This is a genomic window from Hungatella sp. L36 (assembly GCF_014288035.1).
This window is the reverse complement of record NZ_JACOPC010000029.1, coordinates 21,785-36,478: the sequence shown is the minus strand read 5'-3', so window position 1 is coordinate 36,478 and position 14,694 is coordinate 21,785. Positions and strand designations below refer to the sequence as shown.

Genomic DNA, 14,694 nt, shown 5'->3' with positions numbered 1-14,694 from the left:
TGTTGGCAAGGTGGACTTGCCCGAATAACCGCCCGACCTATCCGACATACCTCATGTGCCGGATAGGAACGGCAAAATTTTTTACACTTCTATTACTTCTTTATCACACATCAGTAAAAAGCCAGGGCATGAAGCAGCTCATGGCGGGCGGCGGCGTCGCTTTGATCGGCGGCACCCTTGTTCCGCTTCTTTCCAAACTTTTTGGATAATGCCTAAAACAAATACCACCCGCCGCGCCCTCTCGGAAACGGGAGGGCGCGGGAAAGGAGGGATTAACTTTTGATATGGCAGATGATTGAAGATTGGTTTCGTGGCATTTTGACAGACGGGATTTTATCGAACCTCTCCGGCTTGTTTGACAGCGTAAATACAGAGGTTGGAGAAATCGCAACGCAAGTCGGCACGACCCCCGCCGGGTGGAACGCGGGCATATTCAACATGATACGCAGCCTTTCGGAAAATGTCATTGTACCGATTGCGGGCGTTATCATTACCTTTGTCATGTGCTACGAACTAATCCAGATTGTAATTGAAAAAAACAATCTGCACGATCTCGACACTTGGATTTTCTTCAAATGGATTTTTAAGACCTTTGTTGCGGTGCTGCTGGTAACAAACACTTGGAACATCGTCATGGGAGTTTTCGACGTTACGCAGAGCGTCGTCAATCAGAGCGCGGGGGTTATCATATCCGATACAAGCATAGACGTTACCACCGTCATTACCGACATTGAAGCAAAACTCGACGCTATGAGCGTGGGCGGTCTTTTGGGGTTATGGTTTCAATCCCTCTTTGTAGGGCTTACCATGAAAGCCCTGTCAATCTGCATTATGCTTGTGGTGTATGGGCGCATGATTGAAATATATCTTGTAACGAGCGTTGCCCCTATCCCTATGGCAACAATGGTAAATCACGAATGGGGCAGCATGGGACAGAATTACTTAAAATCTTTGCTTGCGCTTGGTTTTCAGGCGTTTTTGATTTTGGTGTGCGTGGGCATTTATGCGGTCTTGATACAGACAATCGCAGCAACCGACGACATTTCCGGCGCGATCTGGTCTTGCATGGGCTATACCGTCCTCTTGTGCTTTACCCTTTTCAAAACGGGGAGCCTTGCAAAGAGCGTCTTTTCGGCACATTAAGGGGGTGAGTTATGATTTGAAAATCGGTTTAATCGACGTGGATAGTCATAACTTCCCCAACCTCTGCTTGATGAAGCTATCCGCGTATCACAAAACAAAAGGGCATAAAGTGGAATGGTGGAACGCAAAGGGGCGGTACGACCTTGTATATAAAAGCCGCGTCTTTACGGACACCTATTCCAAAGACACGATAACCGTTACCAACGCGGAACAGGTTATTTTCGGCGGTACGGGCTACGACACGAAAAACCGCTTGCCGCCGGAAGTGGAACACAGTTACCCGGATTATTCTATCTACCCGCAGTTTTTCGGGATTGCCTACGGCTTTTTAAGCCGGGGTTGTCCGAGAAATTGCGGGTTTTGCATTGTCAGCGGTAAAGAGGGGCGCAAAAGCGTTAAGGTTGCGGATTTGTCCGAGTTTTGGAAATGGCAGCCGGAAATAAAAATCATGGACGCTAATCTGCTTGCCTGTCCCGACCATGAAAATCTCATTGAGCAGCTTATACGAAGCCGCGCATGGGTGGATTTTTCGCAAGGGCTGGATATTCGCCTTGTGAACAGGGATAATGTCAGCCTGTTAAATCGGGTACGGATAAAAGCGGTACATTTTGCATGGGATAATCCCGACGAGGACTTGACCGGGTATTTCCAACGTTTTTTGGATTTGACAGCCATTAAAAGCAGCCGCCAGCGGCGCGTGTATGTTCTTACCAACTACGGCAGCACTCACGAACAGGATTTATACCGCGTGAACACCTTGCGGGCTATGGGCTTTGACCCGTATGTGATGATTTACGAGCGTCCAACCGCCCCGCCTGTTACCCGCCATTTGCAACGATGGGTAAACAACAAGCGGCTTTTCTATGCTGTTCCCCGCTTTGAAGATTACATTCCGGGCAGAAAGGAGGTATGAAATGGCGTATGTAACCGTCCCAAAGGACTTAACAAAAATCAAAAGCAAGGTAATGTTCAACCTTACGAAACGACAGCTAATTTGTTTCAGCGCGGCGGTGGCAATCGGACTGCCGCTGTTCTTTTTGGTAAAAGGCAGCGTTGGAACGAGCGCAGCGGCATTGTGCATGGTGCTTGCCATGCTGCCTATGTTTTTGCTTGCCATGTACGAGAAAAACGGGCAACCGCTGGAAGTGATTATTCGGCAATTTGTGGAAGTGAAGTTTCTTCGCCCCAAAGAGCGACCTTATCAGACCAACAATTTTTATGCCGCCCTTGCGCGGCAGGAGCGATTAGATAAGGAGGTACGGGCGATTGTCAAAGGAAAAGGGAAAGACCCAAAACGAAAAGCGTAAACTTACGCGGCAGGAAAAGAAACAGATCGACGCGCTTATCCGGCAGGCAAAGGGCGACGGGAAGCCCCATACGGCGCAGGACAGCATACCGTTTGAGCGAATGTATAAGGACGGGATTTGCCGCCTTGCAAACGGGCGGTATTCCAAGTGCATTGAGTTTGAGGACATCAACTATCAGCTTGCGCAGCCGGACGACAAGACCGCCATTTTTGAAGCCCTTTGCGATATGTATAACTCCTTTGACGCTTCCATTGGTGTGCAGCTTTCCTTAATCAGCCGCCATGCGAACAAGGACGATTTCAAAAGCAGTATCACGATTGCCCCGCAGAATGACGACTTTGACAGTATCAGAGCCGAATACACCGAAATGCTGCAAACGCAGCTTGAACGGGGCAACAACGGGCTTATCAAGACAAAGTTTCTCACCTTTACCATTGAAGCGAAAGACATTAAATCGGCGCGGGCGCGGCTTGCCCGTATCGAAACGGACACCCTCAACCATTTTAAGGTGATGGGCGCGGCGGCGCGGGTGCTGGACGGGAAGCAGCGTCTTGAAGTGCTGCATGGGCTGTTCCACCCGGACGGGGAACGCTTTAATTTTGCTTGGGAATGGCTACCCGCAAGCGGCCTTTCCGTCAAGGACTTTATCGCCCCGTCCTCTTTCCGTTTTGGCGACGGGCGAATGTTTCAAATGGGCGGGAAGTTTGGCGCGGTTTCCTTTTTGCAGATTGCCGCGCCGGAACTTTCAGACCGTATGCTTGCCGACTTCATGGACGCGGAAAACGGGATTGTCGTCAATCTGCACATTCAGAGTATCGACCACAACGAAGCGATCAAGACCATTAAGCGGAAAATCACCGACCTTGACCGCATGAAAATTGAGGAACAGAAAAAGGCAATCCGCAGCGGCTACGATATGGATATAATCCCGTCCGACCTTGCCACCTATGGCGGCGAAGCGAAAAACCTTTTGCGGGATTTGCAGAGCCGGAACGAGCGAATGTTTTTACTTACCTTGCTTGTGCTGAATATCGCGGACACCAAGCAGAAATTGGATAACGACGTATTTCAGGCCGCAAGTATCGCGCAGAAATACAACTGTATGCTCACCCGCCTTGACTACCGGCAGGAACAGGGGCTTATGTCCTCTATCCCATTGGGGGAAAACCTAATCCATATCCAGCGGGGATTGACGACTTCCAGTACCGCTATTTTCGTCCCCTTTACGGTGCAAGAACTGTTCCAAAGCGGCGAAGCCTTGTATTACGGCCTAAACGCCCTTTCCAACAACATGATTTTGTGCGACAGGAAACGGCTGAAAAACCCTAACGGCTTGATTTTGGGTACACCCGGCAGCGGCAAGAGTTTTTCCGCAAAGCGCGAGATCACCAACGCTTTTCTTATCACGCAGGACGACATAATCATTTGTGATCCCGAAGCCGAATATTACCCCCTTGTGGAACGGCTGAAAGGACAGGTTATCAAGGTTTCGCAGAACAGCACGCAGTACATAAACCCGATGGATATTAACCTCAATTACAGCGAGGGCGACACGCCCATAGCCTTAAAGAGCGATTTTATCCTTTCCTTTTGTGAGTTGATTATGGGCGGTAAAAACGGGCTGGAAGCTGTTGAAAAGACCTTGATTGACCGCGCCGTTATCAGCGTGTACCGCAACTACCTTGCCGACCCGAAGCCGGAGAATATGCCGATTTTGGGCGACCTCTACGACGAGATCAAGAAGCAGCCGGAAAAGGAAGCGCAGCGTATCGCGGCGGCATTGGAACTCTATGTAAACGGCAGCTTGAACATTTTTAACCACAGGACAAACGTTGACATTCATAATCGCCTTGTCTGCTTTGATATTAAGGAACTCGGTACACAGCTTAAAAAAGTCGGTATGCTTATCGTCCAAGACCAAGTATGGAACAGAGTAACGGTAAACCGCAGCGAGGGCAAGGCGACGCGGTATTACATCGACGAGTTTCATTTGCTCTTGAAAGAGGAACAGACCGCCGCCTATTCCGTCGAGATTTGGAAGCGTTTTAGGAAGTGGGGCGGTATTCCGACAGGTATCACCCAAAACGTGAAAGATTTGTTGTCGTCCCGCGAGGTGGAGAACATCTTTGAAAACAGTGATTTTGTGTATATGCTCAACCAAGCCCAGGGCGACCGGGAAATCCTTGCCAAGCAGCTTAACATTTCACAGCAGCAAATGACCTATGTAACCCATTCCGAAGCGGGCGAGGGACTTATCTTCTATGGCAACGTGATTTTGCCCTTTATTGACCGTTTCCCAAAAGATACGGAACTCTACCGCGTGATGACGACCAAGCCCGGCGAGGTGTCAGCATGAAGATAGAAACGGATAAAATCTATTGCGGCGACAGCTTGCAGGTGCTTCAAACCTTGCCGGATAACTGTATGGATTGTTGCGTAACGTCCCCGCCCTACTATGCTTTGCGCGATTACGGCACAGACGGGCAGATCGGACGGGAAGCAACGCCGGAGGAATATGTTTCCCGCATTACAGCGGTTTTCCATGAGGTAAAGCGGGTGCTTACGCCGGAGGGTACTTGTTGGCTGAATATCGCGGACACTTATTGCGGCACAGGCAGCAAAGCCGACCACCAAGACCCGAAATATCCCAAAGGCAGGAACGGGCAGCAAGTGGCGGTAAACCACCGCGCCCCCGGCTGCAAGCCGAAAGACCTAATCGGTATTCCGTGGCTTGTAGCCCTTGCCTTGCGGGGCGACGGTTGGTATTTGCGCAGTTCTATCATTTGGCACAAGGGAAACGCCATGCCGGAAAGCACGCGGGACAGACCGACGCGCTGCTATGAATATGTGTTTCTGCTTACCAAGTCGAAGAAATATTACTACGATTGGCAAGCAGTAGCCGAGCCGATAGCCCCCACAACGGCGGTACGGCTGAAAAGCGGAGTTGGGAAAGGCAACAAATATGCCGCTACCGTTCCGGGGCAAAACCAGCCGCAGAAAATCAACCGTCCCCGCAGGAAAGGCGCATACACCGACGAAATGATTTCCCCCGTCCGCAGCCGCCGCAACGTTTGGCAGATCAACACAGCTTCCTATCGCGGCGGGCATTTTGCAGCGTTCCCGCCCAAACTTGCGGAAACGTGCATTTTGGCGGGCTGTCCTGTCGGCGGGATTGTGCTTGACCCGTTTTTAGGCAGCGGCACGACCGCAGCGGCGGCAAAAAGCCTTTCCCGCCGCTATGTGGGTATAGAGATCAACCCCGAATACTGCACCCTTGCAAAACAGCGTATTGGAGGTGATGAACATTGAGCAAGGAATTAAAAGCCCCCGACAAGGTAACGCAGAAAATGACCCGCGACGGGGCGGTTGCGGAAAACCTTACGACGGGCGAAACAACGAGTATCAGCGAAAGACCGCCGGAGGAAAACTATTCAGCCCCCGTAGCGGGAGCAGCGGAAAAAGCCACCCAACGTATTGGCACAGAGGTTAGCCGCCACTTTGAAAAGGGCGCGGAGAAAAAGACCCTTGACGCAGCACAGCTTAAAACCCATACGTCCCGCTTGCAGTTTTCCGAAGCGGAACGGGCAACGCCGGACCTGCAAAAGGCAATCAAAAAATCCGATACGGCGGCTGACCGTTTAGACAAAGCGCGGGCAGCTATCCCCAAACAGACCAAAATCACAAAAGAGCGCGTTTTTGACGAAGCCAAAGGCAAAGCAAAGACGCGCCTTGCTTTTGAAAAAACGGATAAGCCCCCAAACGGCAAGTTGCGTCATAACCCGTTATCCCGTCCGGCACAGGAATTGGACGCCGCCGTACATGGAAAAATCTATGAGGTGGAGAAAGAAAACGTCGGTGTGGAAAGCGGACACAGGATAGAACTTGTGGGCGAGAAAGCGGGCGGCATGACGACGCGGGCAGTAAAACGCGGCATACGCAGCCATAAGCTGAAACCTTACCGGGCGGCGGCAGCAGCCGAGAAAAAGGCAGCAAAGGCAAACGCCGATTTCCTCTACCAAAAGGCGCTGCATGATAACCCCGCCCTTGCGCACTCCAACCCGATTTCCCGTTTTTGGCAAAAACAGCGCATTAAAAAGCAGTATGCAAAGGCGTTGAAAACGGGCGGCAAGGTGAAAAAGACCGCCGAAGCCACCGCAAAGGCGGCGAAGAAAACGGCGCAGGAAACCAAACGGGCGACGTTCTTTGTCGTCCGGCATTGGAAAGGCTGTTTGATTGTGGGCGGGATTGCCTTTATCGTGCTTCTGTTTTTCGGCGGCTTGTCCTCTTGTTCCCTGTTCGGCGGCAACAGCGGCAGCGGCTTGATTGCGTCGTCCTATCTCTCCGAGGACGCGGATATTACAGGCGCAGAAAGCGCGTATGTCGCTATGGAAGCCGAGTTACAGGATATGCTGGATAACATCGAAAGCGAATACCCCGGCTATGACGAATACCGGGTAACGGCTGACGAGATCGAGCATGACCCGTATGTGCTAATCTCTATCCTCTCCGCTTGGCATGAGGGCGTGTTTACTCTCGATGAAGCGCAAAGCACCCTTGAAATGCTCTTTGATAAACAGTATATCTTGACGGTTACGGAGGAAGTCGAGGTACGCTACCGCACCGAAACGCGGACGGACAGCGAGGGCAACGAATACGACGTTGAAGTAGCCTATAACTATTACATTCTCAATGTGGATTTGGAAAACTTCAACCTCTCCCATGTTCCCGTTTACATTATGGGCGAGGAACAGCTATCCATGTACGCTATGTATATGTCGTCGCTTGGGAACAGACCCGACCTTTTCCCGCAATCCGGCTATATTTCAAAATACTATGAAAACCCGCCCGCAGATTACGAAGTCCCCGCCGCGCTGCTCAATTCCGATGAAAAGTTTGCGCGGCTCATTGAGGAAGCGGAAAAGTATGTCGGTTTTCCTTATGTGTGGGGCGGCAGCAGCCCGGAAACCTCTTTTGATTGCAGCGGTTTTGTTAGCTATGTGCTGACGAACAGCGGCTTATACAATACAGGCAGACTTGGGGCGCAGGGGCTTTACAACATTTCAACCCGCGTTTCCAACCCGCAGCCGGGGGATTTGGTTTTCTTTACGGGTACATATGACACACCGGGGGTATCTCATGTGGGTATCTACGTTGGCGAGGACGGGGACGGAAGCCCCGTCATGCTGCATTGTGGCGACCCGATACAATACGCAAAACTTGATACAAGCTATTGGCAATCCCATTTTTACGCCTATGGGCGGCTACATTACAACTGACTTTGAAAGGAGTTTATTTCTATGGCAAACACGAAACTTGACCGTATCGAAAGGGATATTGAGAAAACGAGGGCGAAAGTCCTTGAATACCAAAAAAGGCTGAAAGACCTTGAAGCGCAGAAAATCGAGGAAGAAAACGCGCAGATCGTTCAAATGGTGAAAGCGGTACACCTTGACGGGGCGCAGCTTGCCGCGTTCCTCTCCGCCTATGCCAACGGCGAAATCATTTTGCCGCAGCCGGACACAGACTATACCGACGAACAGGAGGAAACCGAAGATGAAGCATAAAAAACTGTTCCGCAGCGTTACCGCTTTGCTTGCCGCCCTTGTACTCATGGGCGGCTTTTCTGTTACCGCTTTTGCGGGCGGCGGTGATGTGAGCGACGAGCCGCCTACCCCCGTAACCGAAACCGAGCCGGAAGAAACGACGGGCGGCTATGAGCCGCAGCCCTTAACGCCGGAGGGCAACATGAGCCTTGTGGACGACATAACGGGCGAAGCGTCCGGCGATAAGCAGTTTATTACCGTCGTTACGAAAAACGGAAACTATTTTTACATCATCATTGACCGCGCCGAGGACGGAGAAAACACCGTCCATTTCCTCAATCAAGTTGATGAAAAAGACCTTTTGCAGCTTATGGAGGACGAACAGACCGAAGCCCCCGCTTGTAGCTGTACTGAAAAATGCGTTGCCGGAAGCGTCAACACCGATTGCCCCGTTTGCAGCGTCAATATGAGCGAGTGCGCGGGCAAGGAAGCCGAGCCGGAGCCGGAAGAAACCGAGCAGCCGGAGCCGGAGGAAGATAAAGGCGGCGGCATGGGCGGTGCTATTCTGCTTGTCGTGCTGCTTCTTGCCGCAGTGGGCGGCGGCGCGTTCTATTACTTTAAGATTATGAAGCCCAAAAAGGACGCGGCAAAAGGCAGCAGCAACCTTGACGATCTCGATTTTGACGAGGACGACGAGGACGAGGAAGAATTAGAAACCGAGCAGGAGGACGAGGAAGTATGAAACTTGTAATTGCAGAGAAACCGAGCGTCGGGGCGGCGATTGCCGCCGTACTTGGCGCGAATAAAAAGCGCAGCGGATATTTTGAGGGCAGCGGCTACCTTGTGTCCTGGTGTATCGGGCATTTGATTAGCCTTGCGGACGCGGCGACCTACAACGAGCAGTACCGAAAATGGAAGTATGACGATCTCCCCATTGTCCCGCAGGATTGGCAGTTTACCGTTGCCAGCGGCAAGGAGCAGCAGTTTTCCGTACTCAAAGACCTTATGCACCGCAGCGACGTTTCCGAGATTGTCAATGCGTGCGACAGCGGGCGCGAGGGAGAACTCATTTTTCGCTTTGTCTATGAACAGGCAAATTGCAAAAAGCCCTTTTCCCGCCTTTGGATTAGCAGTATGGAAGAAAGCGCAATCCGCGAGGGCTTTTCAAACCTCAAAGACGGGCGCAGCTATGACAACCTCTATCAATCCGCGCTTTGCAGAGCAAAGGCAGATTGGCTTGTCGGGATTAACGCGACCCGCCTTTTCTCTATCCTCTATCACAAAACGCTGAATGTCGGCAGAGTGCAGACGCCCACCCTTACCATGCTGGTAAACCGCGACTATGCGATCAGCAGCTTTAAGAAAGAAAAATATCATGTTGTCCGTCTGGACGTTGGCGGCGTTGCCGCCCTTTCGGAACGGCAGGACGACGAAGCGGCGGCGCGGCATATGAAAGCGGCTTGCGAGAAATCGCAGGCCGTTTGTACTTCCCTCAAAAAAGAGAAAAAGACCGTTGCACCGCCGAAGCTGTTTGACCTTACCGCGTTGCAGCGCGAAGCCAACCGCCTGTACGGGTTTACGGCGAAACAGACCCTTGATTATGCGCAAGCCCTCTACGAAAAGCGGCTTTTGACCTATCCCCGCACCGACAGCAAATATATCACTTCCGATATGCAGGACAGCACAAAGGAACTCATTACCGGGCTTTGTTCGCTGCTTCCCTTTATGCGGGACGTGAAGCTGCAAGCAGACCTTGCGAGGATTTGCGACAACAGCAAAGTAACCGACCATCACGCCATTTTGCCGACAGCGGAGTTTGTGAAAACGGGCTTTTCTTCCCTTGCCGAAAGCGAGAAAAAGCTAATGACCCTTGTATGCGCAAAACTGCTTTGCGCCGCAGCCGCGCCCTATGAGTATGAAGCGGTTACGGCGGTTATCTCTTGCGGCGGTTATACCTTTACCGCAAAGGGAAAGACGACGCTTTGCGAGGGGTGGCGTGAGATTGAAAAGCTGTCCCGCGCCGCGTCCGAGGAACAGGACGAGGACGCAGAGCCGGAAACCGTTTTGCCGCCGCTTGCCGAGGGGCAGACCTTTGACAATCCGGCAGCGGAGATCTCCGAGCGTTACACGCAGCCCCCGAAAGCATATACCGAAGATACGCTTCTGTCCGCTATGGAGAACGCGGGCAAGGAAGAAACGCCGGAGGACGCAGAGCGCAAAGGGTTAGGCACTACCGCAACGCGGGCGGGTATCATTGAAAAACTCATTAGTGCGGGCTTTGCCGAGCGCAAGGGCAAAAAGCTAATCCCCACAAAGGACGGGTATAACCTTGCCGCTATCCTGCCCGAAGTCCTTACGTCCCCGCAGCTTACGGCAGAATGGGAAACCCGCCTTACCGGGATTGCCAAAGGCAGCGACAGCCCGGACGATTTCATGCGCAGCATTGAGGAAATGACAGCGGGGCTTGTCAAAACCTATTCCGCGATTTCCGAAGATAAAGCGAAGCTGTTTACCCCGCAGCGGGAAGCAATCGGCACTTGCCCCCGTTGCGGCGCGACGGTTTACGAGGGCAAGAAAAACTACTACTGTTCCGACAGGGCGTGCAGCTTTGTCATGTGGAAAAATGACTTGTTCTTTCAGCAGCGCAAAAAGACTTTCACAAAGGCGATTGCCGCCGCCCTTTTGAAAGACGGAAAGGTAAAAATCAAGGGTATGTACTCCACCAAAACGGGAAAGACCTTTGACGGGGTTGTGCTGCTTGCCGACACAGGCGGCAAGTATGTAAACTTCCGCGTCGAGCAGAACCGAAAATGATTAGGCTTGATGAAAAGCAGTATCGAGCCGTTAAGAAAATGACCCGCGCCGCGTGCGCCAACAACGATTGCGGGAACTGTCTGCTATTGGACGACGGGGAAACTTGCGTGTGTGTGCAGAGTATCAGCTATTCGCTGTTATGCCGTTATTTCCGCGAAGCGGTTTTACCCGCAGACAGGCAGCTTTGCGAACAGATCACCCGCAGCGGGGAAACCGATTTGAAGCGTTGCGCGGTATGCGGCAGCACGTTTGCGGCGGGCAGCAATCGGGCGAAATACTGTCCCGATTGTGCGGCAAAGATACGCCGCAGGCAGAAAGCGGAAAGCGAGAGAAACAGGCGTTTACGGATAAGAACAACTACATAGCAAGCACAGCAAACGAGTACCCGTTTGCGAGAAATGCCCGCGCTGCTCTATGGGAAGCGCGGGCATTTTGCTTGTTGGGATAGTCCCAAACCCTTAAAAATCGAGAAAGGACGTGATGAAACAATATGCCGTATTCTTCATACGACCATGACAAATTGGAAACCGCCGAAACCATGCGGATAGAACGCCGGATATATTTTGAAGCAAAGGACGGGGATATTGCCCCCTATGTTTCCTTGCCGCCGGAGCAGCTACACGCCATGCGCGAGGAAAGCGCGGCAGCGGAACAGGCGATTTTTAACGATCTCTCAAGCCGCGCCGCCGCATGGGAGGAACAGGCGGGCAAAACGCTTTTGCTTGACAAAGCGATTGAATACACAAGGACAACCGTTGTGCAGCACACTTCTAACGAGTGGCAGAAAGGCGAATATGACCGATATACCCGCAGCAACCGGGTATATCAGATGAACTACCACATTTACGAGAACACCCGTTACGACAGGGAGAAGCAGCAAAGCGTCCCTTACTCTTATTCTCTCACATGGGGCGTTTATACCAACAGCCCGAACAGGAACGGGCAAGCGAAGATTGCCGGACAGGACAGAAAGGTTTTTTCCGACAAGGCGGCTATGGAAAAGTATCTGAATGGACGTATCAAAGCATACGACCGTCTGTTTACGGAAATCTCCCCGCCTATCCCGCAGGAGTACGCCGACTATTTCAAAGTAAACGGTATGCTCATGCCGGACTACACCATAGAGGGCGAAGAACTCCCGCAGCAGCAACAGGCGGCAGCTATCCCCGAAAATACCGGGCAGGAAAAGGAGCGTGAACACATGAGCGAACAGTTTTCTATTATGATAGGCAACCGCAGCCGCTTTGAAGCGGGCGACCCAAGCGGCTATTGGTTGGATATGCCCGCTACAAAAGAGCAGCTTCACGAAGCCATGCAGAGCGTCGGCATTACCGCCGATAACCCGCAGGATTTTTCCATTCGCGGCTATTCCGACGACCCGGAGAAACATATTGCTTTGCCTTATGAAATGGTATGCGCCGCCGACGTGGACGAACTCAATTTTCTTGCGGCGCGGCTCGAACAGCTTGACCCCGCCGAGGTTGGCAAGCTGAACGCAGCTTTGCAGCAGAAAAACGGGCTTGCAAATATCGGACAGGTAATTGACTTCACCTACAACGTGGATTTTTACGTCCATATCCCCGAAGTACATACCTACCGCGATTTAGGCGATTATTACTTAAATCAATCCGGCATGGTACAAATGCCCGAAAAATGGAAAGGCGGCATTGACCTTACTACTTTTGGCAGAAACGCCGCCGAGCATGAAAAGGGCGCGTTTACCGAATACGGCTATCTCGTCGAAAGCGGCGACGAGTGGGAGCGTCAGTTTGAGGGGCGCGAAGTGCCGGAGGAATACCGCATTATGAGTTACCCGCAGCAAGAGCGCGGCGAACAGGATAAAGTCTTTATGGACGCAGCCGAAGCGCAGCAGACAGAAACGCCGCCCGCCGAGCCGCCGCAGCCCCGCCCCGTCGTGCCGATTATCCTTTCTTCTGAAAAACCCGGCGACAAGGTAAAGGAGATCACCGCCCGTCTGGAACAGGGCATACAAGCGATTTTTGACAGCGACCGCTACAAAGAGTTTTTAACGGCTATGTCAAAGTTTCACGATTACAGCTTGAATAACACTATCCTAATTGCCATGCAGGGCGGCAATTTGGTAAAGGGCTATTCACAATGGCAGAAAGAGTTTGACCGCCATGTGAAAAGCGGCGAGAAAGGCATTAAAATCTTTGCCCCCGCGCCCTACAAGGTAAAAAAGCTGGTGGATAAAATCGACCCCGACACAAGAAAGCCCATACTTGACAGCGAGGGAAAGACGGTTAAGGAAGAAAAGGAAGTTACCGTTCCCGCCTTTAAGGTTGTAACCGTCTTTGACATTTCGCAGACCGAGGGCAAGGAGTTCCCCGATCTTTCGGTTAAGCCGCTGCTTGCCGATGTGGAACAGTACGAGGACTTTTTCGCTGCCCTTGAAAAAGCGTCCCCCGTTCCGATTGCTTTTGAGCAGATCACAAACGGCGCAAACGGATATTTCAGCTTGACCGATAAGCGAATTGCTATCAAAGAGGGCGTGAGTGAGTTACAGGCGGTAAAGACCGCCATTCACGAAATCGCCCATGCGAAGCTGCATGACGTGGACTTAAACGCCCCGCTGGAGGAGCAAAACCGCGTTGACCGCCGCAGCCGCGAGGTACAGGCTGAAAGCGTTGCCTATACGGTGTGTCAGCATTTCGGGCTTGATACGTCGGATTACTCTTTCGGGTATGTGGCGGGCTGGAGCAGCGGCAAGGAAATGACCGAATTAAAAGCGTCCCTTGAAACGATACAGGCGACCGCAAAGGAACTCATTACCGAGATTGAGGGGCATTTTACCGAATTGCAGCAGCAGCGGCAAGCCGAGCAGGAGCAGGAAGCGAAAGCAAAAGAAACCTTGCTTCTCAACGGCAAGGAGGACAGCTACGGGATTTATCAGTTAGCCCGCAGAGATGAAACTATGGATTTGCGCTTTGAGCCGTTCGACCGTCTGCAAGCAACGGGGCATACCGTTGACCGGGCAAATTATGAACTCGTCTATACCGCGCCGCTTACAAAGGATATGACGCTTGGCGGCATTTGGGAAAAGTTTAATATCGACCACCCCGCCGATTTTAAGGGGCATAGCCTTTCCGTTTCCGACATTGTTGTGCTTCATCAGAACGGCGAGAACACCGCCCATTATGTAGACAGCATAGGTTTTCAGCAGGTGCCGGAGTTTTTGCAGGAACAAGCGCAGCAGACCCCCGTATTTGATAAGCTATCTCCCGAACAGCAGCAAGCCCTATCCGATACCGTAAAAGATACGCTGCAACTGCTTGTAGACGCAGACAAGCGGATTTATGGCGACGTTACGGGCAAGACCCTTGAAGCAATCGCGGCACAAGGGTATTCCTACAAGGACGGGCAGCTTGAAAAGCAACAGCCGGAAGCGACCCCCGAAAGCCTTATGACGGGCGAAACCGTCAGAACGCCGAGGGGCAATTTTTATATTACCGACATGAGCCGCGAACAGATCGAAGCGGCGGGCTTTGGTTTTCATCATGCGTCGGAGGACGGGAAGTATCTCATTATGGGAAACGGCACACAGGCTTATGCCATAGCTGCCGAGCAGCCGCAGCGGGATAATCCCTTAAAGCACGTTGAGGATATTGTAGAGCAGAACGACAACAACTTTGACGGGCTTATCAATAACACGCCGCAAACGCCCACCGTCGCGGATTTGGAGCAGCGGGCAAAGGCGGGCGAAGCGATCTCCGTTGCCGACCTTGCGAAAGCGGTAAAAGCCGAGAAACGGGAGCAGCCGCAAAAGAAACCGTCCATTTTGAAGAAGCTGGACGAGTACAAGAAACAGGCGGTGCAGCAACCGAAAGACAAGCAGAAAGAGCAGAAAAAGGATTTGGAGGTTTGAT

At 52.0% G+C, this 14,694-nt stretch carries 12 protein-coding genes; all 12 read left to right on the top strand.

The window, feature by feature from the left end:
- Nucleotides 1-2 precede the first annotated feature (2 nt).
- The 12 genes from H8S80_RS32635 (at nucleotide 3) to H8S80_RS32580 (ending at nucleotide 14,693) form a co-directional block, all read left to right on the top strand.
- On the top strand, nucleotides 3-209 hold the full coding sequence (locus H8S80_RS32635; RefSeq protein WP_347565850.1) for a Maff2 family mobile element protein: 207 nt from the start codon (nucleotides 3-5) through the stop codon (nucleotides 207-209).
- Nucleotides 210-291: 82 nt separating this feature from the next.
- Nucleotides 292-1,143 (top strand): VirB6/TrbL-like conjugal transfer protein, CD1112 family, encoded by an 852-nt coding sequence (locus tag H8S80_RS32630; RefSeq protein WP_007709586.1) that lies wholly within the window; start codon nucleotides 292-294, stop codon nucleotides 1,141-1,143.
- A 16-nt stretch (nucleotides 1,144-1,159) separates the two neighbouring features.
- A complete protein-coding gene (locus H8S80_RS32625; RefSeq protein WP_181988069.1) occupies nucleotides 1,160-2,056 on the top strand; it encodes a radical SAM protein in 897 nt (298 codons plus the stop codon).
- A gap of 1 nt (nucleotide 2,057) precedes the next feature.
- Nucleotides 2,058-2,450 (top strand): PrgI family protein, encoded by a 393-nt coding sequence (locus tag H8S80_RS32620; RefSeq protein ID WP_003508247.1) that lies wholly within the window; start codon nucleotides 2,058-2,060, stop codon nucleotides 2,448-2,450.
- On the top strand, nucleotides 2,410-4,806 hold the full coding sequence (locus H8S80_RS32615; protein ID WP_117633602.1) for a VirB4-like conjugal transfer ATPase, CD1110 family: 2,397 nt from the start codon (nucleotides 2,410-2,412) through the stop codon (nucleotides 4,804-4,806). Before H8S80_RS32620 ends, H8S80_RS32615 begins: the two co-directional genes overlap by 41 nt.
- Entirely contained in the window at nucleotides 4,803-5,759 is a 957-nt protein-coding gene (locus H8S80_RS32610; protein WP_007709580.1) for a DNA-methyltransferase, read from the top strand. The genes H8S80_RS32615 and H8S80_RS32610 overlap by 4 nt, the downstream gene beginning before the upstream one ends.
- Nucleotides 5,756-7,726 carry a C40 family peptidase gene (locus H8S80_RS32605; RefSeq protein ID WP_007709578.1) on the top strand — a complete coding sequence of 657 codons (1,971 nt, stop codon included), beginning with the start codon at nucleotides 5,756-5,758 and terminating at the stop codon, nucleotides 7,724-7,726. Before H8S80_RS32610 ends, H8S80_RS32605 begins: the two co-directional genes overlap by 4 nt.
- Before the next feature lie 21 nt (nucleotides 7,727-7,747).
- On the top strand, nucleotides 7,748-8,014 hold the full coding sequence (locus H8S80_RS32600; RefSeq protein WP_007709576.1) for a DUF4315 family protein: 267 nt from the start codon (nucleotides 7,748-7,750) through the stop codon (nucleotides 8,012-8,014).
- Entirely contained in the window at nucleotides 8,004-8,735 is a 732-nt protein-coding gene (locus H8S80_RS32595) for a DUF4366 domain-containing protein (protein WP_007709574.1), read from the top strand. The genes H8S80_RS32600 and H8S80_RS32595 overlap by 11 nt, the downstream gene beginning before the upstream one ends.
- Nucleotides 8,732-10,807, top strand: a complete 2,076-nt coding sequence (locus tag H8S80_RS32590; protein WP_087290504.1) for a type IA DNA topoisomerase — start codon at nucleotides 8,732-8,734, stop codon at nucleotides 10,805-10,807. Before H8S80_RS32595 ends, H8S80_RS32590 begins: the two co-directional genes overlap by 4 nt.
- Nucleotides 10,804-11,172, top strand: a complete 369-nt coding sequence (locus H8S80_RS32585) for a cysteine-rich VLP domain-containing protein (RefSeq protein ID WP_007709568.1) — start codon at nucleotides 10,804-10,806, stop codon at nucleotides 11,170-11,172. Before H8S80_RS32590 ends, H8S80_RS32585 begins: the two co-directional genes overlap by 4 nt.
- 125 nt (nucleotides 11,173-11,297) lie before the next feature.
- Nucleotides 11,298-14,693 carry a YodL domain-containing protein gene (locus tag H8S80_RS32580; RefSeq protein WP_007709558.1) on the top strand — a complete coding sequence of 1,132 codons (3,396 nt, stop codon included), beginning with the start codon at nucleotides 11,298-11,300 and terminating at the stop codon, nucleotides 14,691-14,693.
- Nucleotide 14,694: the final 1 nt, after the last annotated feature.